Source organism: Serratia montpellierensis (assembly GCF_020858655.1).
Lineage (GTDB): Bacteria > Pseudomonadota > Gammaproteobacteria > Enterobacterales > Enterobacteriaceae > Serratia > Serratia montpellierensis.
In genome coordinates, this window is record NZ_VOSN01000005.1 from 358,938 (window position 1) to 380,518 (window position 21,581).

General features: G+C 50.6%; 16 protein-coding genes. 3 read left to right on the forward strand and 13 right to left on the reverse strand.

Annotated elements, in window-relative coordinates:
- Positions 1 to 116: 116 nt before the first annotated feature.
- The 8 genes from FUU19_RS07050 to galU all read right to left on the reverse strand — a co-directional run bounded on the left by FUU19_RS07050 (position 117) and on the right by galU (position 10,187).
- Positions 117 to 1,199 (reverse strand): glycosyltransferase, encoded by a 1,083-nt coding sequence (locus FUU19_RS07050; protein ID WP_230490245.1) that lies wholly within the window; start codon positions 1,197 to 1,199, stop codon positions 117 to 119.
- 219 nt (positions 1,200 to 1,418) lie between these two features.
- Positions 1,419 to 2,405 (reverse strand): glycosyltransferase family 4 protein, encoded by a 987-nt coding sequence (locus tag FUU19_RS07055; RefSeq protein WP_230490244.1) that lies wholly within the window; start codon positions 2,403 to 2,405, stop codon positions 1,419 to 1,421.
- Positions 2,406 to 2,483: 78 nt separating this feature from the next.
- The gene (wbaP, locus tag FUU19_RS07060; RefSeq protein ID WP_230490243.1) at positions 2,484 to 3,917 is read right to left on the reverse strand and encodes an undecaprenyl-phosphate galactose phosphotransferase WbaP; all 1,434 of its coding nucleotides are present in this window, start codon (positions 3,915 to 3,917) and stop codon (positions 2,484 to 2,486) included.
- Between the two features lie 362 nt (positions 3,918 to 4,279).
- Entirely contained in the window at positions 4,280 to 6,457 is a 2,178-nt protein-coding gene (wzc, locus tag FUU19_RS07065) for a tyrosine-protein kinase Wzc (protein ID WP_230490242.1), read from the reverse strand.
- Between the two features lie 16 nt (positions 6,458 to 6,473).
- Positions 6,474 to 6,908: an arsenate reductase/protein-tyrosine-phosphatase family protein gene (locus FUU19_RS07070; RefSeq protein WP_230490241.1), complete on the reverse strand. Its 435-nt coding sequence runs from the start codon at positions 6,906 to 6,908 to the stop codon at positions 6,474 to 6,476.
- A 15-nt stretch (positions 6,909 to 6,923) separates the two neighbouring features.
- Entirely contained in the window at positions 6,924 to 8,057 is a 1,134-nt protein-coding gene (locus tag FUU19_RS07075) for a polysaccharide export protein (RefSeq protein ID WP_230490355.1), read from the reverse strand.
- Positions 8,058 to 8,353: 296 nt separating this feature from the next.
- Positions 8,354 to 9,247 carry a sugar phosphate nucleotidyltransferase gene (locus tag FUU19_RS07080; RefSeq protein WP_230490240.1) on the reverse strand — a complete coding sequence of 298 codons (894 nt, stop codon included), beginning with the start codon at positions 9,245 to 9,247 and terminating at the stop codon, positions 8,354 to 8,356.
- A 40-nt stretch (positions 9,248 to 9,287) separates the two neighbouring features.
- Complete coding sequence (gene galU, locus FUU19_RS07085; RefSeq protein ID WP_230490239.1) at positions 9,288 to 10,187, reverse strand: UTP--glucose-1-phosphate uridylyltransferase GalU; 900 nt, start codon at positions 10,185 to 10,187, stop codon at positions 9,288 to 9,290.
- Positions 10,188 to 10,831: 644 nt separating this feature from the next.
- Here galU and FUU19_RS07090 point away from each other — a divergent pair.
- Positions 10,832 to 12,415: a TerC family protein gene (locus FUU19_RS07090; protein ID WP_197832858.1), complete on the forward strand. Its 1,584-nt coding sequence runs from the start codon at positions 10,832 to 10,834 to the stop codon at positions 12,413 to 12,415.
- 31 nt (positions 12,416 to 12,446) lie between these two features.
- On the opposite strand, the gene dcuC is transcribed toward FUU19_RS07090, so the two are convergent.
- The 4 genes from dcuC to udk form a co-directional block, all read right to left on the reverse strand.
- Entirely contained in the window at positions 12,447 to 13,799 is a 1,353-nt protein-coding gene (gene dcuC / locus FUU19_RS07095) for an anaerobic C4-dicarboxylate transporter DcuC (RefSeq protein ID WP_089180705.1), read from the reverse strand.
- A 175-nt stretch (positions 13,800 to 13,974) separates the two neighbouring features.
- The gene (gene asmA, locus FUU19_RS07100; protein WP_202669207.1) at positions 13,975 to 15,807 is read right to left on the reverse strand and encodes an outer membrane assembly protein AsmA; all 1,833 of its coding nucleotides are present in this window, start codon (positions 15,805 to 15,807) and stop codon (positions 13,975 to 13,977) included.
- A 44-nt stretch (positions 15,808 to 15,851) separates the two neighbouring features.
- Complete coding sequence (dcd, locus tag FUU19_RS07105) at positions 15,852 to 16,433, reverse strand: dCTP deaminase (RefSeq protein WP_019454407.1); 582 nt, start codon at positions 16,431 to 16,433, stop codon at positions 15,852 to 15,854.
- A 125-nt stretch (positions 16,434 to 16,558) separates the two neighbouring features.
- Positions 16,559 to 17,200 (reverse strand): uridine kinase, encoded by a 642-nt coding sequence (udk, locus tag FUU19_RS07110; RefSeq protein ID WP_141969946.1) that lies wholly within the window; start codon positions 17,198 to 17,200, stop codon positions 16,559 to 16,561.
- A gap of 232 nt (positions 17,201 to 17,432) precedes the next feature.
- Here udk and FUU19_RS07115 point away from each other — a divergent pair, with 232 nt between their 5' ends.
- A complete protein-coding gene (locus tag FUU19_RS07115; RefSeq protein WP_202669206.1) occupies positions 17,433 to 18,062 on the forward strand; it encodes a phosphatase PAP2 family protein in 630 nt (209 codons plus the stop codon).
- 45 nt (positions 18,063 to 18,107) lie between these two features.
- On the opposite strand, the gene apbC is transcribed toward FUU19_RS07115, so the two are convergent.
- Complete coding sequence (apbC, locus tag FUU19_RS07120; protein ID WP_230490238.1) at positions 18,108 to 19,220, reverse strand: iron-sulfur cluster carrier protein ApbC; 1,113 nt, start codon at positions 19,218 to 19,220, stop codon at positions 18,108 to 18,110.
- A gap of 159 nt (positions 19,221 to 19,379) precedes the next feature.
- On the opposite strand from apbC, the gene metG reads away from it, so the two are divergent.
- The gene (metG, locus tag FUU19_RS07125; protein WP_033637732.1) at positions 19,380 to 21,407 is read left to right on the forward strand and encodes a methionine--tRNA ligase; all 2,028 of its coding nucleotides are present in this window, start codon (positions 19,380 to 19,382) and stop codon (positions 21,405 to 21,407) included.
- Positions 21,408 to 21,581 lie beyond the last annotated feature (174 nt).

Consider the following 21,581-nt stretch of genomic DNA (forward strand, 5'->3'; position numbering starts at 1 on the left):
TTTTTATCATACCACTTGCCCAGGTATCATCACCGACCGGCCACTTGCTTCCTGCCATAATTTATCAGAAGTTGCAGCGACAGGTTCCCTTAATTGAAATAAACCCTAAATAGCATTTAAAAAATCAGATTACTCAATTCTATAACCTTTCCTCTCCATGAGTTATTTTCTAAAATATCTTTTTTTATTTCACTAGTAACTTCATTAGCGAGCTTAAATTTTGATATCATGTCCGCATGAGTATCGTACCTAAATAACATCTCGCTCAATTCTACATTGTCTATATTCGCATAGAGGACATTTAATCCACTTGCTAAATACTCCCACAGCTTCATTGGGCTTCGACCAAAGTTTGAATTTGTTTTCTTTAATAATAGCAAACCCACCTTATATTTATTCATCAACTCATTAGTTACCGAATAATTTATTTTCCCATGAAAGAATACATTTCCAACATCTCGAAACTTTAAAATCTCCGCTTTATATCTTCTTTCTACTGGCCCATAGATGTCGAATATAATTCCTTTATTTCCCTCAGCAAGTACCATAAGTGCATCAAAATCAAACCTGTAATCCAAGGCGCCGATATATATTGCATTCTTTCTATTTTCGTCGCTGTCGTTAATTTTAAAAAAGTGTTCTGAATCATATCCATTCGTTATGGTTTTTACTCTACTCCTACAAACACCGTAACTTCTTACTATATTATCGGAAACCGCCTGTGATGTGCATATTACCATTTTACTTTCACCACACATTCTTTTCTCGTAAGCAATAGCTTTTTCACCAACCATTGCCACATAGTTATCAGTCGGTCTATAATAAAGATTTTCAAATTTAATATTTTTCAGTAATGGGTAAAAAAATGGACTATCACATATTACGGCCCGATATCTCATTCCTTTAACCATTCTATTCGCTTCAAAAAAAGAGAAAATAAATGGGTTCACGACTGACGTAAAAAAACCCATAGGCATAGTTAATGGAAATATTGCTGATAATTGAATGTTAGACACCGTTTCATTCAACTTATATGGGCTACTATTTTTTTTTCTCAATAACTTATGAAATATCGTTCTTGGTATTCCGGAGTAAAAAACATCACATCCAATTTTTGATAAACCATTTGCATAGTGATGGCTTCCAATTTTAAAATCAGAATATCCTTGAGTGTGACTTAAAATTAAAACCTTCTCCATTATATCCCTCACCTAGCATATACGTATTTTGCCGACAATACCATACTCTACATATGTTTTAATGTATAGCTTCTGGTTTCCAGACCCTATCATAGCTATAGTTACCGCTACTACTGCTCTAGAGAACTATTGATTCCGTACATTGAATGTAATAATCCTCCGAATGAAAATTTAACTCAACACAGTTATTATTTTAGGTGATAATTACTGATAGTTAAGTTATGATACTCTATTCAAAACATCATCAATTCGTTTAGCTGTTATATCCCATGAGTATTTTTTAACTCGCTCCAGGCCATTGTCTTTCATTTGAGCCCGCAAACTTTCATTACTGTTTACATTAACAATAGCATTAGCTATCTCATCAATATTTGATGGATCAACCAATTGCGCTGCGTCACCCGCAACCTCCCCCAAAGAGGTATTATTCGATGTAATTACTGGTACGCCGCTTGCCATTGCCTCAATAACCGGAAGCCCAAAACCCTCGTAGAACGAAACAAAAAGCAGTGCCCGAGCCCCGCGATAGAGTTTTGGTAGATCCTCATCCTTGATATACCCAGTGAAAACGACCTGTTCTCTTAGTCCCAGATTTATAATTCTCTGTTCGATCTCGGGAGAGATCTTTCCAGTAAAGAGCAACTTGACATTTTTCGTAAGGTTCGCCCTCTTAAACGCCTCAATGGTACCAAACTCATTTTTGTGGGCCTTGCGATTACTGACACAAAGAAAATAATCAAATGGAAGATCCATAGTATGCCCTACCGGAGTGAAATCTTCCGATACTCCATTGCCTACATTAATAACCTTGTTTATATCAACACCGGACCATTCCACAATTCTTTTCTTAGAAAACTCTGAAACAGTAAAAATATACCTTGCTCTTCTACAACCATTTAATATAACAAACCGATAAAAAATCCTTTTAATAAAACTGGAGTTCTCCGGTCTATCTATATGATTTAAGTCATGAATAGTGAATGCATAAGGCTCGCGTGAAAATATCGGTGGAATGTAGCCTGGGAAAAACACCACCCGTTTCTTTTTTAAAAGCAACGTTAATGTTGTTTTAATGCAATCTAGGGGACTGTATGGCGCACCATGAAAACCGGCATCTGGATAGTTATTAATAGCATTTACTCTCGCTGAAAATGTTCCTATCCCTCCCGTACCACTCCAGCGGTTATCAATAACAATTCGTTTCATTTTTATCCCATTATACATTAAATATAGAATCGAACCCTAGCATAAATCCAAACCAGAATTTACACCTAGCAATAAAACTTAATATGCTCCATCCCTTTTTAAAACTACATTTATAGTTTTAAAAAGAATTGCTATATCATTCCATAATGACCAATTCTTGACATACCACGCATCAAAGTAAACACGTTTGTCATAATCTACGTCATTCCTTCCACTCACTTGCCACAACCCTGTCATTCCAGGCTTAACCATCAGGTAATAATCCACATCACCTGCATAACGTTCCAACTCAGCTTCTATGACTGGGCGAGGCCCGACAAGACTCATTTCGCCCCGTAATACATTGAATAACTGAGGTAACTCATCAAGACTAGTTTTTCTGATAAAATGACCAATACGGGTAATTCTCGGATCATTTTTCAATTTAAAATCTTTATTCCACTTCTCCCTGGCTTCAGAATCATTTTTTAACAAATTTTGTAAAACTTCCTGCGAGTTAGTTACCATAGAGCGAAATTTTAGACATTTAAACTTATGTCCATTCCGCCCAATTCGCTCATGGCCATAAATAACATTTCCACCGTCTTTACCTACTAAGTAAATAAGAGTAATTAAGACAGGTGATATTAAAGTAATAATGCATGCCGAACCTACAATATCAAACATTCGTTTTAAAAAACGGGATGTTCTTTTCGCCAGATTATTATTAACTCTCAATATCATTACTTCATGGCTAAAAATAAACGACATGTCGGTTCCATATAGTGGAACACCACGTAGCGTAGGTATCACAGATACCGATCGACAGTGATGTTTGGCCAATTTTTTTAACCACTCATCGCGTAGTACATTCTGCCCAAATTCCAGTGCAATGATGAACTGTGTGGTTCCAGGATCACATTGCTTCCATAGCTCGGCCTCATCGGAAATAACCGGTTCTCCAAACAACATATCATCGTCTGACTTATCAATAGAAAAGAATCCACAGATCGCTAATCCCAAGAACTCTTCGCTTTGCAGCGCGGCATATGCATCGCGTGCATTATTACCCGAACCGATGATTATCGTATGTTTTTTCCACAAGTTTAATTTGTTTAAAGCTCGCTTTGTCGTTGCCCGAGCTAATGGCACTAGTAATAGTGCAATCCCCCAAGTTAATACCCAGATATAACGTGAAAACTGCCACTTTGAGAATGCAACCAATGCCAAATCCATGACAGCGAAGATAAGTAATGTGCGGAGTATTTCCTTGAGTTCAAACCAAAAAGGTTTTCTGTACGTGTAATGACGTAAGCGAATCCAGAACCAACCCACGCATATTGAAGCTAGCGTAATATGAGTAAAGAAACGTGCTGACATCTCCGATTTAGGAATGAAATCATTGATATCCCAACCAAAGAGGCTAATAAGATAGATTGCTATATTCAACGATAGCGTGAAAAAGATAAAATCAGACAAAGCCAGCAACAACTTTATTAAGTTAATTTTTTTTGAGTAAGCTAACGCACTCATGTTCTTTCCTTTATTAATAGTAACCTTACCTCAGAAAACCATAGAAATTCTAAGTACAAATATATTAATGATTTATAAAAAGGATATTGCATCCTATAAAATCACGTTCGAACTACCATCTAATTAATTGTAGTTACCGTCGGGCAGTAAGAGTGGGAATCCCCTGATTTTTTAAATCAGTAGCTATGGTGAAAAACCTACTAAAAATACACTTGAATGCATCCAGCAGTAATCAACTGCCTTGCAAAGGATTAATTCAGTGAAAACACCAAGTAATGCTAAGCTATCAATAGCAGTGAACTTAACTAATTAGAAATCGTGATAATAGACCAAGAAGCTATTAATGGCCTCTTGGTCTGATTTTATTTTTCAGTTTTATAGCTATACTCGTAATAATCATAACCGTAGTTATAATAATTAGAGGCTTTCTTCACCACTGCGTTCAAAATGACGCCTTTTATCTCAATCCCATTTTGCGCAAAACGTCTGATACTAACCTCAACCTCTTTCGGGGTACTCAATTCAAAGCGAGCAACAACTAAAGATGTGCCCACATGCTTACCAATAATTGCAGCATCAGTAACGGCCAGAATTGGCGGAGTATCGACCAATACCAGATCGTAATTCTCTGATGCCCAGTTCAGAAGCTCTGAGAACCTGCAATGCATCAGTAACTCCGACGGATTCGGTGGGATTTGTCCACGTGAAATGAAATCAAAACTACCATGCTTCGTGGTCTTCACTGCAGCAACAGCATCAATTCGGCCAGAAAGAATATCCGACAAACCATCCTTGGGTGACACCCCCATCACGTCATGCATATACCCTTTACGCATATCGCTGTCAATGAACAACACACGTTGACCAGCCTGTGCTACAACAGCAGCCAGGTTAGCACTGATAAAGGTCTTACCAATACCCGGGCTGGAGCCGGAGATCATCAATACATTATTTTTAGCTTCCATCATGGCAAAATGAAGGCTGGTTCGCAGACTGCGAATCGCTTCAACAGCCAGATCTGCAGGATTACCGTCGGCAAGTAGAGAATTAGAATCACTACTCAACTTACGTCCTTTATTGCTCAAAACAAATTCTTGGTCTTTCTTCCTCTGCCACTCTGAAAGTGGAACGCTGGCATATACGTTGATACCCAATACTTCCAGTTGCTCTGCGCTTTCAATGCCCCGATGCAGGAAAGAGCGCAACAAGACATAACCTATAGACAACATCCCGCCAATCATAATGCTTAAGAGAATAATGATACTACTCTTCGGCTCTACAGGTTTTGACTGAGTGATAGCACGATCGATAATCCTAACGTTGCCCACAGTACTGGCCTTTGAAATACCAAGCTCTTGCTCTTTATTCAACAGTTGCATATAAACTTCTTGGCCTGACTGTACATCGCGACTTAAACGCACAATCTCTTGCTGTGTTTTCGGCATAGAGCTAACACGTTTATTAAGTTTATCTCGCTCGGTTTCAAGTGTTTTACGTTTCTCAAGCAATGCTCGATATGACGGGTGCTGTTTAGTATAAAGCTTTGAAATCTCCGCTTCTTTAAAGGTTAACTCATTTAATTGAGAGTCAACAGCAACAATCGAATCCAACACTGATTTCGCTTCAAGCGTTAAATCAACGGAATCTTTTTGTTGCCGGTATTGATTAAGTTTATTTTCAGCCGAGTCAAGTGAATTACGAATCTTAGGCAATTGCTCCTTCAGGAAGCTCAGGCTTTTCGCATCTTCTTCCGATTTTCTTACAATATTTTGCTCAAGGTAATTTCTTGATATGGAGTCCAAAATCGATCTGATAAGAACCGGATCTTCTCCTGTCAACCCCAATCCCAGCACACCAGTATTTTTACCTTTATCAGCGACGTCAAATTTTTCCAGCAGATTGTTCGTAGCTTGTATCTCACTGACCTTAGTAATTTTAAACTTTGTTCCTTGCGGCGCTTCGATATCACTCACCAAGATAGTTATACCTTTGCTCTCCAGCAAATGCCCGACACTACCCTTGGCAATATCTTTACCATCATAGGTGATGGAAAAGTTTTTCCCGTCATCAACTATTAATGTCACCGAAGAATCTTCTGCCGAAGTCCCCGGTAGTTCAAACTTGGAAACCACTATCTTTCCTGGAATCTGCTTGGTCAATCGAGCAAATCCTTTACCAAATAGTGGGAAGTATTTCTGTTCAACAACCGTTTGTAGATTAAGATCTTCTACTGTTTTGTTTAGAATCATTCGGGACTTCAATAACTCTATTTCAGGCCCCGACTCAGGTTGCCCATTGGGTAAAATCTGACTGATATTATCAAGCAGTGCATTCCCAACATTTTGTTCAACCTGCACCATAGCATCAGCACGGTAGATTGGCGTTGCAAATAAGCAATACAAAATGCCTATGGTTAGGGTTAATGTCGTTATTCCAATGATCAACCAGCGGTTATCGATTAACTCACCTAGCAGGCGTCCCAGATCGATCTCATCTGACTTATCACTTCCTGAATTGCTTATCCTATTTTTCTCTGACATTGGTAGTCCTGACTGATTATCGGCTTAAGGCTTGTGCCCATTTCTGGGAGGCTTCTGCAAGGGTGTGGTAGACAAACTCGAATGCTTCACGGCTTTGACGATAGGGATCTGCAATTTCCCGCTGTCCAAGCCAATGACCAAACAGCATTGTTTTCCCTCTTACCTCTGGAGCTAATCGACAAACCGCATCTATGTGCCCTTTTTCCATAACCAGAATTAAGTCATAGTCACGGCACATAGATGCTGTCAATTGTTTCCCTAAATGCCCTTCTAACGATAAACCGTTCTGCCGAGCAACCTCAACCGCCATGTTGTCGGCCGATTTTCCAACCAAAGCCCCCAACCCCGCAGAATCTAATTTCTTTCCTGGCAGCAGCTGCTTCAACATCCGTTCACCCGTAGGAGAACGGCATATATTACCTACGCAAACCACTAAAATTGAATCAAACATCTTGGTTAGCCTCAACTACCAGTTATGAATACGCTGAGTACCTTCGGTAAGATTATTATAACCAGAGATAGTCGGCAGTAACTGAGTGACTACGCGGTTCCAGCGTGCGATCGGCGCGGTAGTGACGTAAACAATATCGTAAGGTTGCAGCTGGAATTCGGTCCCCATAACCATAGCCGTTGCATCTGAGGCATTTAACTGATAAATGTTCGCCAGCTTTTTGCCTTCAGCACCACGCAGTGGACGGATAACAAAGACTCCTGTTGCATCGGCAAAATTCTGATCCATGCCTTCAGCATTACCAAGTGCTTCCGTTAAAGTCATACCGCTACGATCCATTTTTAAGGTAGCTTGCTTCTTCACCTCCCCCATAACGAAAACTTTAAGATCGTCATTTCGCGGAACATAAAGAATATCCCCCGGATAAAGCAGATGGTTTTGTGTCAAATCACCACGCTGCATCAACGCCTGCAAAGAAATACGCTGTTCTCTACCATTGTGCGTTAACACCACGTTGCGCCAGTCCGCATTTTCGGAAAGCCCACCTGCAGCGTTAATCGCATCCATGATAGTCAATGGTACGTTCGTAATAGGTTGCTGACCGGATTTTGCTACTTCACCAGTGATATACGTTTTTTGCGAACGGAAAGCAGCGATGCTGACATCAACCTGCGGGCTTTCGATATATTGTGCCAACCTGTTGGCTATTTCGCTCCGAACCTGTGCCATGGTTTTGCCGACAACTTTCACTTTACCGATATAAGGATAGAAAATGGTTCCATCGGAATTTACCCAGTTACCCGTGTCGCTAGCGCTGCGATATTGGCCGGCCGGCGTAGTCAGCTCAGGATGATCCCAAACGGTTACCATCAAGACATCACCAATACCGATACGGTATTCATAGTTCTGCAGTTCGCGTTCTAAAGAGGAGTTAGGTTGTGCAACCACAGGTTTGGGGCGCATTTTCTCAACCAGACTAGGGGTCAGTGGATAGATATTCACCAGCTTATCGATGTCGAAATCGCTATCTTGCTGTTTTACGACGTCTTTACCACTGGTTGAAAGATGAGAGCCCGGTACGATAGTACAGCCGCTAACCACACTGATAGATACCAGAAGCGGTATCAATTTCCATTGTCTTTTTGCCATCGAGTTATCATCACTTTCAAAGTAAAAAATGCATGTAATGCCAAGCCCCAGGCCAACCATGGCGCCTACCGCGGTACTTAGCGAAATGAGTTATCAATGCTCCCATGAATACATCCTAAAATGCGCGGTCATTGAGCAAGCGTTGAATGCAAATTTGTTAGACTTAAGGCCTAGGAGTATTATTGCATAGTTCTTAAATAAAAAGAGCAACATCAGCACCGTCGTTTTTGCCTATACATGGCGGAGGCCGGCCGCGTATCGCTCCAAACCAGACTCATAGGGGCAATTGATGAACTCTACAGAGAGAGTTGCTCCGCCCACTCACGGAAGGCCTTCCCCTGCGTTGGATGGCGTAAGCCATACGTCACGAATGCCCGCAAGTAGCCCATCTTCTCACCGCAGTTAAACGACTCGCCAACCAACTCAGTGGCCTCTACCGTCTGATGTTTCAGCAATTCGGCAATCGCGTCCGTCAACTGAATGCGCCCCCAGGCACCCGGCTCGGTTTTTTCCAAAATGGGCCAGATAGCGGCTGAAAGCACGTAGCGCCCAACGGCTGAATAGTTGGATTTCAGTTGAACACCGCTGTCCGGTTTTTCGATAATCGCGGTAATGGGTGAGGATTCACCTTGTCGCAACGCATTGTTCTGGCACTCCACAACAGAATAGTCGCGCAAAACATGCTCATCCACGGGTTGGATCAATACCTGACTCAAACCCGTCTCTTCGAAGCGGGAAATGAGGTGAGCCAGGTTATCTTTTTTCAGATCAGCTTTGGCATCGTCAAGCAGCACATCCGGCAACAGCACCACGAAAGGAGAGTCTCCGATCAATGGTTTGGCACAAAGTACCGCATGACCCAGCCCTTTAGGTTGCCCTTGCCTAATATGCATCAACGTTACGCCTTTCGGCGTTATCGATTGGACTTCATCCAACAACTGGCGCTTAACGCGTGCCTCGAGCATCGCTTCCAATTCAAAGGACGTATCGAAATGGTTTTCTATTGCATTTTTAGATGAATGCGTAACCAGAATGATCTCTTTGATACCTGCCGCTACGCACTCATTAACAATATATTGAATCAAAGGCTTATCGACGATCGGCAACATCTCTTTAGGAATCGCTTTGGTCGCCGGTAGCATATGCATGCCAAGGCCAGCGACAGGAATGACAGCTTTCAACTTCGTCATGCTCGTCCTCTTCAATCTCGTGAACGTACTCAGCCACATGTTAGTTGTTATTCAAGGCCAGCTTCAACCATCGCGAGAAATCTTCACCTTCTGTGGCATGGCGTAGACCGTATTGCACAAAGGCCTTCATATAACCAAGTTTATCGCCGCAGTCGTGTGATTTACCGCTCATATGGAAGGCTTCCACTCTTTGCTCATCCATCAGCATGGCGATAGCGTCGGTCAACTGGATCTCATCGCCCGCGCCTGGAGGCGTCTTCTCGAGCAACGGCCAAATAGCGGCGGAAAGCACGTAGCGCCCCACTACCGCCAGGTTAGAAGGCGCTTCCTCGCGTGAGGGTTTTTCAACCACGGCAGACATCGGTGCACTTTCTCCCGCAGCAATCGTCGCACCTGCACAGTCAACCACGCCGTATTTTGACACATCCTGCTCTGGCACCGGTTCAACCATGATTTGGCTGCACCCTGTTGCCTCAAAGCGTTGGATCATTTTAGCCAGGTTTTCTGTACGAAGATCCGCGGTTGCATCATCCAACAACACATCTGGCAGCAAGACGACAAAAGGGGAATCCCCTACCATGGGTTTCGCGCACAATACCGCATGCCCGAGCCCTTTCGCTTGCCCCTGACGCACCTGCATCACGGTCACATCCGGCGGACAAATGTTTTGCACTTCAGCCAGCAGCTGGCGTTTTACACGCGCTTCCAGCACGGCTTCCAACTCGAAAGAAGTGTCAAAATGATTTTCAATCGCATTCTTCGAAGAGTGGGTGACCAGCACGATATCCTTAATGCCGGCGGCGACACACTCACCGACAATGTATTGGATAAGTGGCTTATCGACCACCGGCAACATTTCTTTAGGAATCGCCTTGGTTGCCGGCAACATACGAGTGCCCAAACCCGCCACTGGGATCACAGCTTTCAGTCTTTTTTGCATTTCTACTTCCACAATCAATTAACTGATTTATATAGTATAAACAGCGAATTTCAGGCAAAGCATGGCAGCGCAAGCAATGCTATCAGACACGCTACCGCCCTTGGCTTATAGCTGCCAAAACGCTGTTATGAAAAATTCCTGTACGCAATCCAATGAACGCTAAGCACGCTTCTGTACATGACAAAGAGCCCGCATCACACGTTGGTATTTCGCAGCTTGAAGAACAAGGAGAACCTATGCCCTTATAACCAAAAAACGCGAGTTATCTTCGCTTATATGGCTAAGATTCTTATACTATTGACTTGCTGATACAAGCCTTAGATACCCATGGCTAGGTGTTTTCAGAATAAGACTACTAACGTGCTGGAGCCATGCAAATAATAGCATAAGAAACCTATTTCAATACGTTGATATTATTGATGTTTAAGGCATGTGTCTTTTATGAACAGCCCAGTTGGCATTCTCATACACCGTTTCCCCGTGATGCCAGATACACCTGAATGTGCTTTAAATTATTGGATGCTTTTTCTGCCGAAATACCCCGTTTTCATTCACTTCCTCTGATTAAAGTTGAATTTTGCCGCCTCAGCGCCCATCATTCCCGTGCGGCATAAGCCGTAGAACTTACAGGTGAAATTGGGCGTATGGAATGGATCGCTGATCCAACAATTTGGGCCGGCCTGGCCACATTGGTCGTGCTGGAAATCGTTCTGGGTATAGACAACCTTGTCTTCATCGCCATTCTGGCGGATAAACTACCAAAACAACAAAGAGATAAGGCTCGAGTCGTCGGTCTGTTGCTGGCGTTGGTGATGCGTCTGGCGCTGCTCGCCTCCATCTCGTGGCTGGCGACGCTGACCAAGCCGATGTTCATCGTTGCGGAGCACCCCTTCAGCGGCCGCGATCTGATCATGCTGGTCGGCGGGATATTCCTGCTGTTCAAAGCCACCATGGAGCTGAACGAGCGGCTGGAAGGCAAGGATGAAGAGCAGCACGGCACACGCAAAGGCGCGCGTTTCTGGCCGGTAGTGGCGCAGATCGTGGTGCTGGACGCCGTCTTCTCGCTCGACTCGGTGATCACCGCAGTCGGCATGGTCGACCACCTGGCGGTGATGATGATCGCGGTCTGTATCGCCATCGGTCTGATGCTGCTGGCCAGCAAGCCGTTGACGCGCTTCGTCAATGCTCACCCGACTATCGTCATCCTGTGCCTGAGCTTCCTGCTGATGATCGGCTTCAGCCTGGTGGCGGAGGGCTTCGGCTATCACATTCCGAAAGGCTACCTCTACGCGGCGATCGGCTTCTCGGTGATGATCGAAGCCTTGAACCAACTGGCGCAGTTCAACCGCCGCCGCTTCCTGTCGAAGGTGCGGCCGCTGCGTGAACGTACCGCCGAGGCGGTGTTGCGCATGCTGAGCGGTAAACACGAAGAAGCGGAGGTCGACAGCCACTCCGCCAACCTGCTGGCGGACAGCGACAGCGAAAACGGCGAGATCTTCAATCAGCAAGAACGGCGCATGATCGAACGCGTGCTGGGCATGGCTCAGCGCACGGTCAGCAGCATCATGACTTCGCGTCACGACGTCGAATACCTCGAGCTGAACGATCCGCAGGAGAAACTGACGCAATTGCTGGAGCGTAATCAGCACACGCGTATCGTGGTGGTGGAAAGCAGCGCCAGCGACGAACCGCTGGGCGTTATCCATACTATCGACGTCCTCAAACAGCAGTTGGCGCAGGCGCCGCTGGATCTGCGCGCGCTGATACGCCAACCGCTGATCTTCCCGGAACAGCTCACGCTGTTAAGCGCCCTGGAGCAGTTCCGCCAGGCGCAGACACACTTTGCCTTTGTGGTCGACGAGTTCGGCTCCGTCGAAGGTATCGTCACCCTGACGGACGTGATGGAAACCATCGCCGGCAATCTGCCGGAGGCTGGCGAAGAGGTGGACGCACGCCATGACATTCAGCAAAACGAAGACGGTAGCTGGATTGCCAACGGCTATATGCCGCTGGAAGATCTGGTGCTGTACCTGCCGATGCCGCTGGAAGACAAGCGCGAATACCACACGCTGGCGGGGCTGCTGATGGAGCACAGCCAGCGTGTGCCGCAAGAAGGCGAGCAAATCAAGATCGGTGACTATCTGTTCGAACCGCTGGAGGTCAACAGCCACCGCATCCTGAAAGTGAAGATCACCCCGCCTCCCCCACCGGAGGACTACGAGGTTTAGCATTGAGGCCGGGCATCGCCCGGCCTTTCTTTTACTGGGGAACCAACAGCTCGGTCGCCACGATCACGACTACCAACCCGACAATCACCGGCACCGACGTGCGTTTCACCACGTCGAACGGCGAGATTTTCGCCATGCCGGAAACCGCCACCACCACGCCGGAGACCGGCGACAGCGTGCGGCCGAGGTTAGACGCCTGCAGCATCGGGATCACCAGATAGGCCGGATTCACGCCCATCTGCGCCGCCAGTTTCGGGATCAGTTCGACAAACGCATAGAACGGCGCATTGCCGGAACCGGTGGTCATGGCCGCCAGCATGGTGATCACCACCAGCACCAACATCATGATCAAACCGCCGGTGCCGAACGACTGCGCCAGCCCGATCAATCCGCTGATAAAGCCGACGGTGCTCAACCCCTGCGCGAACACACCCGCGGCCACCAGCAACATCACCACGCTGGCGAAAGCGTCCGCCATGCCGCGATAGGCCACTTCCAGGCCGCTGAACACCTGTTTGGCGCTGAAGCTGCGCACAAACTCGATCACGGCCGCCAACAGTATGCACCCGACCAGTACGGTAATGATGTGCAGCTCCGGCCCCCATTTTCCGTCGAAAATCAGCACGCCGAGGATCGGCGTAAACGGCAAAATCGCATAGAACCCCGGCGCGTGGGTGTTGATTTCGCTGACGTCCATGATGTGATGCTGTTCATTGTTCTTTTTGTCGAGATAGCGCTGCCAGAAAAAGTGCGCCACGGCCATGCAGACGATGGCGGCAATCGAGATCGGCAGCGTGGTTTTGAACGCGAAGTCCACCAGCGGCATCTCCGCCGCCTTGGCCGCCAACACCACGTCGCCGGAGGTCGGCGCCAGAATAATCGCCGCCGGCGAAGCGCAAATGGCTGCCGCCGCACCACGGCTGATGCCAACGTTCACCATCAACGGGAACAGCGTCGCCATCAGCAATACGCCGAGGCCGGTGGCGGAAGAGACCGCCAATGACATCAGGCAAGCGACAAAATAGGCCGCCACCATCAGCAGATAAGGCGAGTTGATCATCTGCAAAGGGCGCGAGGCCAGCTTGACGACCACGTCGTTGGCGCCGATATGCGTCATATAGGCGGCAAAGCCGCACAGCATCATGATCATCATGCCGAGATCGCCACCGCGGCTCATCAGCAAGATCTTGACGTACTCGATCATGTCGGTCGCGCGCCAGCCGGTAGACGCCGCGCCGGATGGCAACAGCGTTTTCCCCATCAGGGCGCTAATACCGAGCAGCAGTAACCCGCCCACCATCAAAACGCCGGTGGCGGAATACCCCTTGATGATGTAACGGCCCACGCCCGCCGCTACTACGGCGCCAATAAGAAGCTCTATCATGTTTCCTCAACTCGTCATGTTTTCGCGCTCAGGCGCATAGCCTTAGCAGAACAGGCTCTTACTCTGCACAAACTGCGCGCGAGTCTTCATGACCTTCATCAAGGTAACGGAGAGAAATTATCGTGGGAAACATCGATATTGACGCGGGCCCCAATGCGGCCCGCGTCAGGAGGAATTACAGCTTGTCGAGCAACTTCTTCAGATCCTGGCCTTCGCGCGAATCCTTGTTCTTTTCAGCCCATTTGTTCAACGCATCTTTTGCGCGATCCTGCAGCGTTTTGCGCAGCACTTGATCGACCTGCAGTTGATAATTCAGCTGTTGCCAAGGCCCATAGACCCGCAGCGGGATCGGCGTTTTTTGCAGTTGCTCAATCAGCTCGCCGCGCCCTTGCCAACCGCCGGTGACGCGCACGTTGAGTGCCATGTCGCACTGTTTGCCCGGCATATTGATGCTACCGGCGCCGGTCAGCGCCAGCAATGGCGAATCCGCCGTCAGGCCGCTGAGTTTGACCGTGCCCTGATTCAGGCTGGCCTGCGCCGAGACGCTTTTGACTTCGGTATAGCGCTGATAGCTATCTTGCCCGCGCACGCTGTTATCATTACGCGCCACCGCCTGCTGTATCAGCTGCTGAATATTCAAACCGTGCAGCTGGGCATCCTGCATCGCCAGCTGCGCCGTACCGCGCCAGCGGCGCTCAAATGCCTGTGAAGAGAGGCGATCGCCGGTCAGATCCCCGTTCATGCTGAACTTGCCGGTGAGCATCTGCGGCATATCGAATGCCTTGAGCACCGTGCCAAGCTCAACCTGATTCAGCACCGGTTGCACGCTTATCACCGGTTTATTGCCGCGCGCGTCGAGCGTTCCCGGCAAGGAGAAATCTCCGCCGGCCAGTTGCCCGGCAAGCTTGCGCAACGTCAGCAGGCCGCGTTGGTTATCCGCCGCAACGGCCAACTGGGTAACGTTCATACCGCGATAGGTTACCTGTGCCGCCTGCAGGTTCAACTGTGCAGTGAAATCGCGCAGCGCCTCCAGGTTTTGCTGCCGATCGTCAACCTGGCTGGCGATCACCGGCGCGGAAGTCACGGCGGGCTGCTCGGCGGTAGTGGTGCTGGATTGCCAGCCGGAAAGCGCGTCGAGATCGAGGTTAGCCGAATTGAGGTTCACCACATAGCCGGGCACTGGTCCCAGCGTGGCGCTGATATCGCCGGTCAACTGACTGTTATTGGCGCTGACGTTCAGCTGACTGACGGCAATCTGCGCCGGCGTCTGCTGATAGACCACCTGCGCATTACCCTCTCCCTGAATACCGCCGTTCAGAATATCCGCGCCCGCCAGTTGGTAATTGAACTGGGTCACTTTGGCGCCAATCTGGCGTGGGAACTGCTGCAGATCGACATCGGCCGCCATGCTGAAGGTCAGGTCACGCTGATCGCGGTTGACCCGGCTGGAAAGTTCCAGCTGCGCCTGGCGTTTCTCCGTTTGTTGCAGGGTGAGATTGATATCCCGGACATTGATTTGTTCGTTATCGGCACGCTGCCAAATCAGCAGGCTGTCCACCACCCGAAGGTTATCGATATCGAACTTCCAGGCCGCGTCTGCCGCGTCAGTACCGCTACCGGCGGGTGCGATCGGGGCGTCCACCTGCGAGTGCTCTTCGCTGTCGGGCGTGAGGCGAATAACCGCGTTTTTCAACATCACCTGCTTCACAAACAGCTGATGCGACAGCAGCGGCAACAGTTTGACATCGAGGCGCATGTTTTCCGCACTCACCACCGGCGCTTTGGCACCCGGTGCAGTTAGCGTCATGCGGCCGGCCAGGATGCTGAGCTGCGGCCAGATATGCCACCGCAGGTCGCCTTCGAGCGTCAGCTGGTAGCCGCTCTTCTGCTCGACCTTTTTGACCATGTAGCCGCGAAAATCATTCGGATTGACCAGCAGTACCAGCGCGGACATCCCCGCCACCACGACCACCAGTAAAATCGCCAATGTCGTCAGTAATCTTCTCATGCCACCCTCTTGTCAGCGCCACACCGACGGTGCATTCCGCGCCGTTAGTCCTTGTCGATTCGACTGGCTACTGCGCCCTGCTGATCGCGATATTTTGCGTCCTGGCGGCTGTTGTATGGCCGGGCCGCCGGGCCGGACAATGGCTCAAAGCTCAAGGCTCCGATCAGCATCCCCGGCCGCAGCGCCAGCGGCAGCTTGCCGGAGTTGTAAAATTCCAGCACGATGCGGCCGTGCCAACCCGGATCGATACGGTGCGCAGTGACGTGCACCATCAGCCCCAGGCGCGCCAAAGAAGAACGGCCGTCGAGCCAACCCACCAGATCGTCCGGCAGCGTCACGGATTCGAACGTCACCGCCAGGGCCAGCTCGCCAGGATGAAGGAAGAACGCCTCGCCTTCCGGCAGGACAATCTCGTCGCTCATCACGCGATCCAGCGCGGCGCTGACTTCGTCTTTCGGCCCGCTAAGATCGATAAAAGGCGCGGTATGGCCACTGAACACGCGGAACTGATTGCCCAAACGGACATCTACTGTGGCCCCGTTGATGCGTTCGAGCGGCGGGCGCGGGGAAATCACCAGTTTCTCGCTATCCAGCCAGGCTTCTATATCGCGGTCGCACAGTCTCATGTCTTTCTTCTCCATCAAAACGCATAACTAAACAAAAATTGCCACACAACGGGCGAAAGGTCTACGCCGGGGTGCAAATAGTTGGCCACCGGCCGGAAATACACATTTCCGGCCATTAAGCGGCATTATTCAAAGAATTGGCTGATTTTGGCTTTCAGAATATCGATCGCGATGCGGTTTTTGCCACCGCGCGGGACGATGATATCGGCGTATTGTTTGGAAGGTTCGATAAACTGTAGGAACATCGGGCGCACGGTCTTCTGGTATTGCGCCATCACCGAATCCATCGAGCGGCCGCGCTCGTTGACGTCGCGCTTCATGCGGCGCATCAGGCAGATATCGAGCGGCGTATCGACAAAGATAGAGAAGTTCATTTCCTGGCGCAGGCGGATATCCGTCAGCAGCAAGATCCCTTCCAGAATGATCACTTTTTTAGGTTCGAGATGGATGGTTTCTTTCTTGCGCGTGTGTTCGGTGTAGCTGTACAGCGGCAGCTCGATCGCCTTGCCGGCCTTCAGCATTTGCAGATGCTGAAACAGCAGGTTGTGGTCCATGGCGCTCGGGTGGTCATAGTTGGTTTTGACCCGTTCTTCCATGGTCAGGTGAGTCTGGTCTTTGTAGTAACTGTCTTCTGGAATAACGCCGATGTGCTCATCGCCGACCTGCTCGCGGAGTTCGCGGTACAACGTGCTGGCAATAAGGCTTTTTCCGGAGGCAGATGCGCCAGCTATACCAATAATGACGCACTGATGCGGATTGTCAGTCATAAAATTAAAGACCTGATTTCATAGTGTGAAGGGGGGAACTAAAACGCGACAATTATAGGGAGTCGTCAGGGTTTGCGCCACTGTATATTGCGCGACGGCGGGCGAATTCGGGCTATCTCGTCTTATCGGTACTGCCGTATTTTAAGAATCTCACGGCTAGGGCAACGCGCGCTAACAAGATACACTCCTGCGCTGACTTATGCTCCCCCATGCCCCTTCATCGGAGATTGATGTGCTGGATTGGTATTTTTTGACTTTTTTCGGCGACAGCATGCTGCTGCTGCCCTGCGCGCTGATTCTGTTTTTATTGCTGCTCACGTCTTCCACCACCCGCGCGGCAGGCTGGCAGTGGGCGCTGATCTTCGGATTCACCGGCGGGCTGGTCTGCCTGTCCAAACTGGCCTTTATGGGCTGGGGTATTGGTAACGCAAGTTATGATTTCACCGGATTCAGCGGCCATTCGGCCCTCGCCGCCAGCATCTGGCCGCCGTTACTCTGGGCGTTGACCGGCCGTTTTTCCCATCCAGTGCGTAGCCTCGCGCTGCTGACCGGATGGATATTGCCTTTCACCATCGGCGTGTCACGGCTGGAAATTCGCGTTCATTCGGTATCCGAGGTGATCAGCGGGCTGATTTTAGGCTACCTGGCCAGCGCCCTGTTCCTGTGGCTGCAACGCGCTAAGGCTCGTCCACGCCTTTCCTGGCCACACTTGGCCATCGCGCTGGCCTTGCCGCTGGCACTGATGGGGCAGCGGCAGCCGGCCCCCACCCAGGGGTTGCTGGAACATATCGCCAAAACGCTGGCGCAAATCGAACGTCCTTATACCCGCGCGGATTTGCATAACCCTGCCCGTATCCCATAAAAAAACCCGGCGTTTAAGCCGGGTTCTTGCATTGCCATAGGCCGATTACAGCGCGCGGAACGCAATCTCCGTCGGGATCGTCTCGCCCTGCCAATACATCTGCGCGGTCACGCGGCCGGCGAGCTGGCGATACATCTCGGCAAATTCGCTGTCCGGGCGGCTGATCACCGTCGGCGTACCGCGATCCAGATCTTCGCGCAGCGAGATATGCAGCGGCATCTGCCCCAGCAGACGGCTGTGGTATTTCTGCACCAGCTTCTCGGCGCCGCCGGTGCCGAAGATCGGCTCATGGTGACCGCAGTTGCTGCAGATGTGCACGCTCATGTTCTCCACGATGCCCAGCACCGGCACATGCACTTTCTCGAACATCACGATGCCCTTGGCGGCATCCAGCAAAGCGATATCCTGCGGGGTGGTAACCACCAGCGCGCCGGTCACCGGAATGTTCTGCGACAGCGTCAGCTGAATGTCGCCGGTGCCCGGTGGCATGTCCAGCACCAGATAATCCAGATCCGGCCACAGCGTATCCTGCAACAGCTGCATCAGCGCCTTGCTGGCCATCGGGCCGCGCCACACCATGGCATTGTCGTCGGTCACCAGATAGCCGATGGAGTTGGTCGCCAGGCCATGCGCCATGATTGGCGCCATATGCTGACCGTCCGGCGAAGTCGGCCGCTCATGTTCGGTGCCCAGCATATTGGGGATCGACGGGCCGTAAATGTCGGCGTCCAGAATGCCGACCTTGGCCCCTTCGGCGGCCAACGCCAGCGCCAGGTTGACGGCGGTGGTGGATTTCCCCACCCCGCCTTTGCCGGAGCTGACGGCAATGATATTGCGCACGCCTTTGATACCGGCCTGGCCGTTGGCACGCTTCAGCGTCGTAATATCGTGTTTCAGCTTCCAATCGATGGCCGCGGCACCGGTCACGCGCAACAGCTCGGGGCCGACGCTCGCCTGCAGCGCCTCAAAACCGCTCTGCCAGGCAAACGGCATCGCCAGTTCGATATGCAGTACATCGTCCAGTAACGCGCAGTGATGAATGGCCTTCAATGCGGTCAGGTTGTTTTTCAACGTCGGGTGTTCAAAGGCGGCCAGTACACCGGTCACCAGGGCGCGCAGAACTTCGGGGTTGGTCTGCTCAGGGGATTTTGCGTTCATCCCGGCTCCTTGATTTTGAATGGGTAGCTTCCGGCTAAGCATATCAGAACTGCCCGGCGGCTGGCGCGTATAACCTGCAAGAAACCGCCCTAGCAGCGAAGGGCGCGATCGGTTAACATCGAAGGCCCTTTTATTCATTACAGAAAGCAAGTTCTCACTATGGCTCAAGTCGCGAAAAAATTATTGGTGACGTGCGCGCTACCGTACGCAAATGGTTCCATCCATCTCGGCCACATGCTCGAGCACATCCAGGCGGATATCTGGGTGCGTTACCAACGAATGCGCGGCCACGAAGTGCATTTCATCTGCGCGGACGACGCGCACGGCACGCCGATCATGCTGAAAGCGCAGCAACTGGGCGTGAAACCGGAAGAAATGATCGCGGAGATGAGCCAGGAGCACCAACAGGATTTCGCCGGCTTTGGCATCAGCTATGACAACTACCATTCGACCCATAGCGATGAAAACCGTGAGCTGTCCACCCTGATTTATAGCCGCCTGAAAGAAAACGGTTTTATCAAGAACCGCACCATTTCCCAGCTGTACGATCCGGAGAAAGGCATGTTCCTGCCGGACCGTTTCGTGAAGGGCACCTGCCCGAAATGCAAATCACCGGATCAGTACGGCGACAACTGCGAAGTGTGCGGCGCCACCTACAGCCCGACGGAACTGATCGATCCGAAGTCCGTGGTTTCAGGCGCGACGCCGGTGATGCGCGACTCCGAACACTTCTTCTTCGACCTGCCGGCCTTCAGCGAAATGCTGCAGGCGTGGACGCGCTCCGGCGCGCTGCAAGAGCAGGTGGCGAACAAGATGCAGGAGTGGTTCGAATCCGGCCTGCAGCAGTGGGACATCTCCCGCGATGCGCCTTACTTCGGCTTCGAGATCCCGGATGCGCCGGGCAAGTACTTCTACGTCTGGCTGGACGCGCCGATCGGCTACATGGGCTCCTTCAAGAACCTGTGCGACAAGCGCGGCGATCTGGACTTCGACGAATTCTGGCGCAAAGACTCCACCACCGAGCTGTATCACTTCATCGGTAAGGACATCGTCTACTTCCACAGCCTGTTCTGGCCGGCGATGCTGGAAGGCAGCAACTTCCGCAAACCGACCAACCTGTTCGTGCACGGCTACGTGACGGTGAACGGCGCTAAAATGTCCAAGTCGCGCGGCACCTTCATCAAGGCCGGCACCTACCTGCAGCATCTGGATGCCGACTGCCTGCGCTATTACTACGCCGCCAAGCTCTCTTCACGCATTGATGACATCGATCTCAACCTGGAAGACTTCGTGCAGCGCGTAAACGCCGACATCGTCAACAAGGTGGTGAACCTGGCGTCGCGCAACGCCGGCTTTATCAACAAACGCTTCGGCGGCAAGCTGGCCGACAGCCTGGCCGATCCGGCGCTGTACCAGACCTTCGTCGACGCGGCGCAGAGCATCGCCGAAGCTTACGCCGGCCGCGAGTTCAGCCGCGCGATCCGCGAAATCATGGCGCTGGCCGATTTGGCCAACCGTTACGTGGATGAGCAGGCACCGTGGGTGGTGGCGAAGGAAGAAGGCCGCGATGCCGACCTGCAGGCCATCTGCTCGATGGGCATCAACCTGTTCCGTGTGCTGATGACTTACCTGAAGCCGGTGCTGCCTTCGCTGACCGAACGCGCCGAAGCGTTCCTCAACGCCGAGCTGAGCTGGGACGCGATCCCGCAACCGCTGCTGGGCCACCAGGTGAACGCATTCAAAGCGCTGTTCAACCGCATCGATCTGGACAAGGTCAGCGAAATGGTCAACGCCTCGAAGGAAGACATGGCCGCCGCCAAGCCGGTGACCGGTCCATTGGCCGATGATCCTATTCAGGAAACCATCACCTTCGACGACTTCGCCAAGGTAGACATGCGCATCGCCCTGATAAAAAGCGCCGACTTTGTCGAAGGCTCCGACAAGCTGCTGAAACTGCAGCTGGATCTGGGCGGCGAATCGCGCCAGATCTTCTCCGGCATTCGCTCCGCTTACCCGGATCCGAAAGCGCTGGAAGGCCGACTGACCATCATGGTCGCCAACCTGGCGCCGCGCAAAATGCGTTTCGGCGTTTCGGAAGGCATGGTGATGGCGGCGGGCCCTGGCGGGAAAGAAATCTTCCTGCTGAGCCCGGATAGCGGCGCGCAGCCTGGCATGCAGGTCAAGTAACTGCGCCGGCGTGTCACATCGAGGGTCGAGCTTGCTCGGCCCTTTTTTAATGCCTCAAACCCGGCGTTATAAGCAGTAAGAAAAAGTCATAACCGCTCTGATTCCCTCGCCCGCCGCATCTCGCTATGATGCTCCGCAACAACAAATAGACGTCCAGACAGAAAGACTGCTATA

What these genes read in the sequence shown, in the direction of transcription:
- FUU19_RS07050 (WP_230490245.1), bottom strand. Translation starts at nt 1,199, where the DNA reads ATGGAGAAGGTTTTAATTTTAAGTCACACTCAAGGATATTCTGATTTT.
- FUU19_RS07055 (WP_230490244.1), bottom strand. Translation starts at nt 2,405, where the DNA reads ATGAAACGAATTGTTATTGATAACCGCTGGAGTGGTACGGGAGGGATA.
- wbaP (WP_230490243.1), bottom strand. Translation starts at nt 3,917, where the DNA reads ATGAGTGCGTTAGCTTACTCAAAAAAAATTAACTTAATAAAGTTGTTG.
- wzc (WP_230490242.1), bottom strand. Translation starts at nt 6,457, where the DNA reads ATGTCAGAGAAAAATAGGATAAGCAATTCAGGAAGTGATAAGTCAGAT.
- FUU19_RS07070 (WP_230490241.1), bottom strand. Translation starts at nt 6,908, where the DNA reads ATGTTTGATTCAATTTTAGTGGTTTGCGTAGGTAATATATGCCGTTCT.
- FUU19_RS07075 (WP_230490355.1), bottom strand. Translation starts at nt 8,057, where the DNA reads ATGGCAAAAAGACAATGGAAATTGATACCGCTTCTGGTATCTATCAGT.
- FUU19_RS07080 (WP_230490240.1), bottom strand. Translation starts at nt 9,247, where the DNA reads ATGACGAAGTTGAAAGCTGTCATTCCTGTCGCTGGCCTTGGCATGCAT.
- galU (WP_230490239.1), bottom strand. Translation starts at nt 10,187, where the DNA reads ATGCAAAAAAGACTGAAAGCTGTGATCCCAGTGGCGGGTTTGGGCACT.
- FUU19_RS07090 (WP_197832858.1), top strand. Translation starts at nt 10,832, where the DNA reads ATGGAATGGATCGCTGATCCAACAATTTGGGCCGGCCTGGCCACATTG.
- dcuC (WP_089180705.1), bottom strand. Translation starts at nt 13,799, where the DNA reads ATGATAGAGCTTCTTATTGGCGCCGTAGTAGCGGCGGGCGTGGGCCGT.
- asmA (WP_202669207.1), bottom strand. Translation starts at nt 15,807, where the DNA reads ATGAGAAGATTACTGACGACATTGGCGATTTTACTGGTGGTCGTGGTG.
- dcd (WP_019454407.1), bottom strand. Translation starts at nt 16,433, where the DNA reads ATGAGACTGTGCGACCGCGATATAGAAGCCTGGCTGGATAGCGAGAAA.
- udk (WP_141969946.1), bottom strand. Translation starts at nt 17,200, where the DNA reads ATGACTGACAATCCGCATCAGTGCGTCATTATTGGTATAGCTGGCGCA.
- apbC (WP_230490238.1), bottom strand. Translation starts at nt 19,220, where the DNA reads ATGAACGCAAAATCCCCTGAGCAGACCAACCCCGAAGTTCTGCGCGCC.
- metG (WP_033637732.1), top strand. Translation starts at nt 19,380, where the DNA reads ATGGCTCAAGTCGCGAAAAAATTATTGGTGACGTGCGCGCTACCGTAC.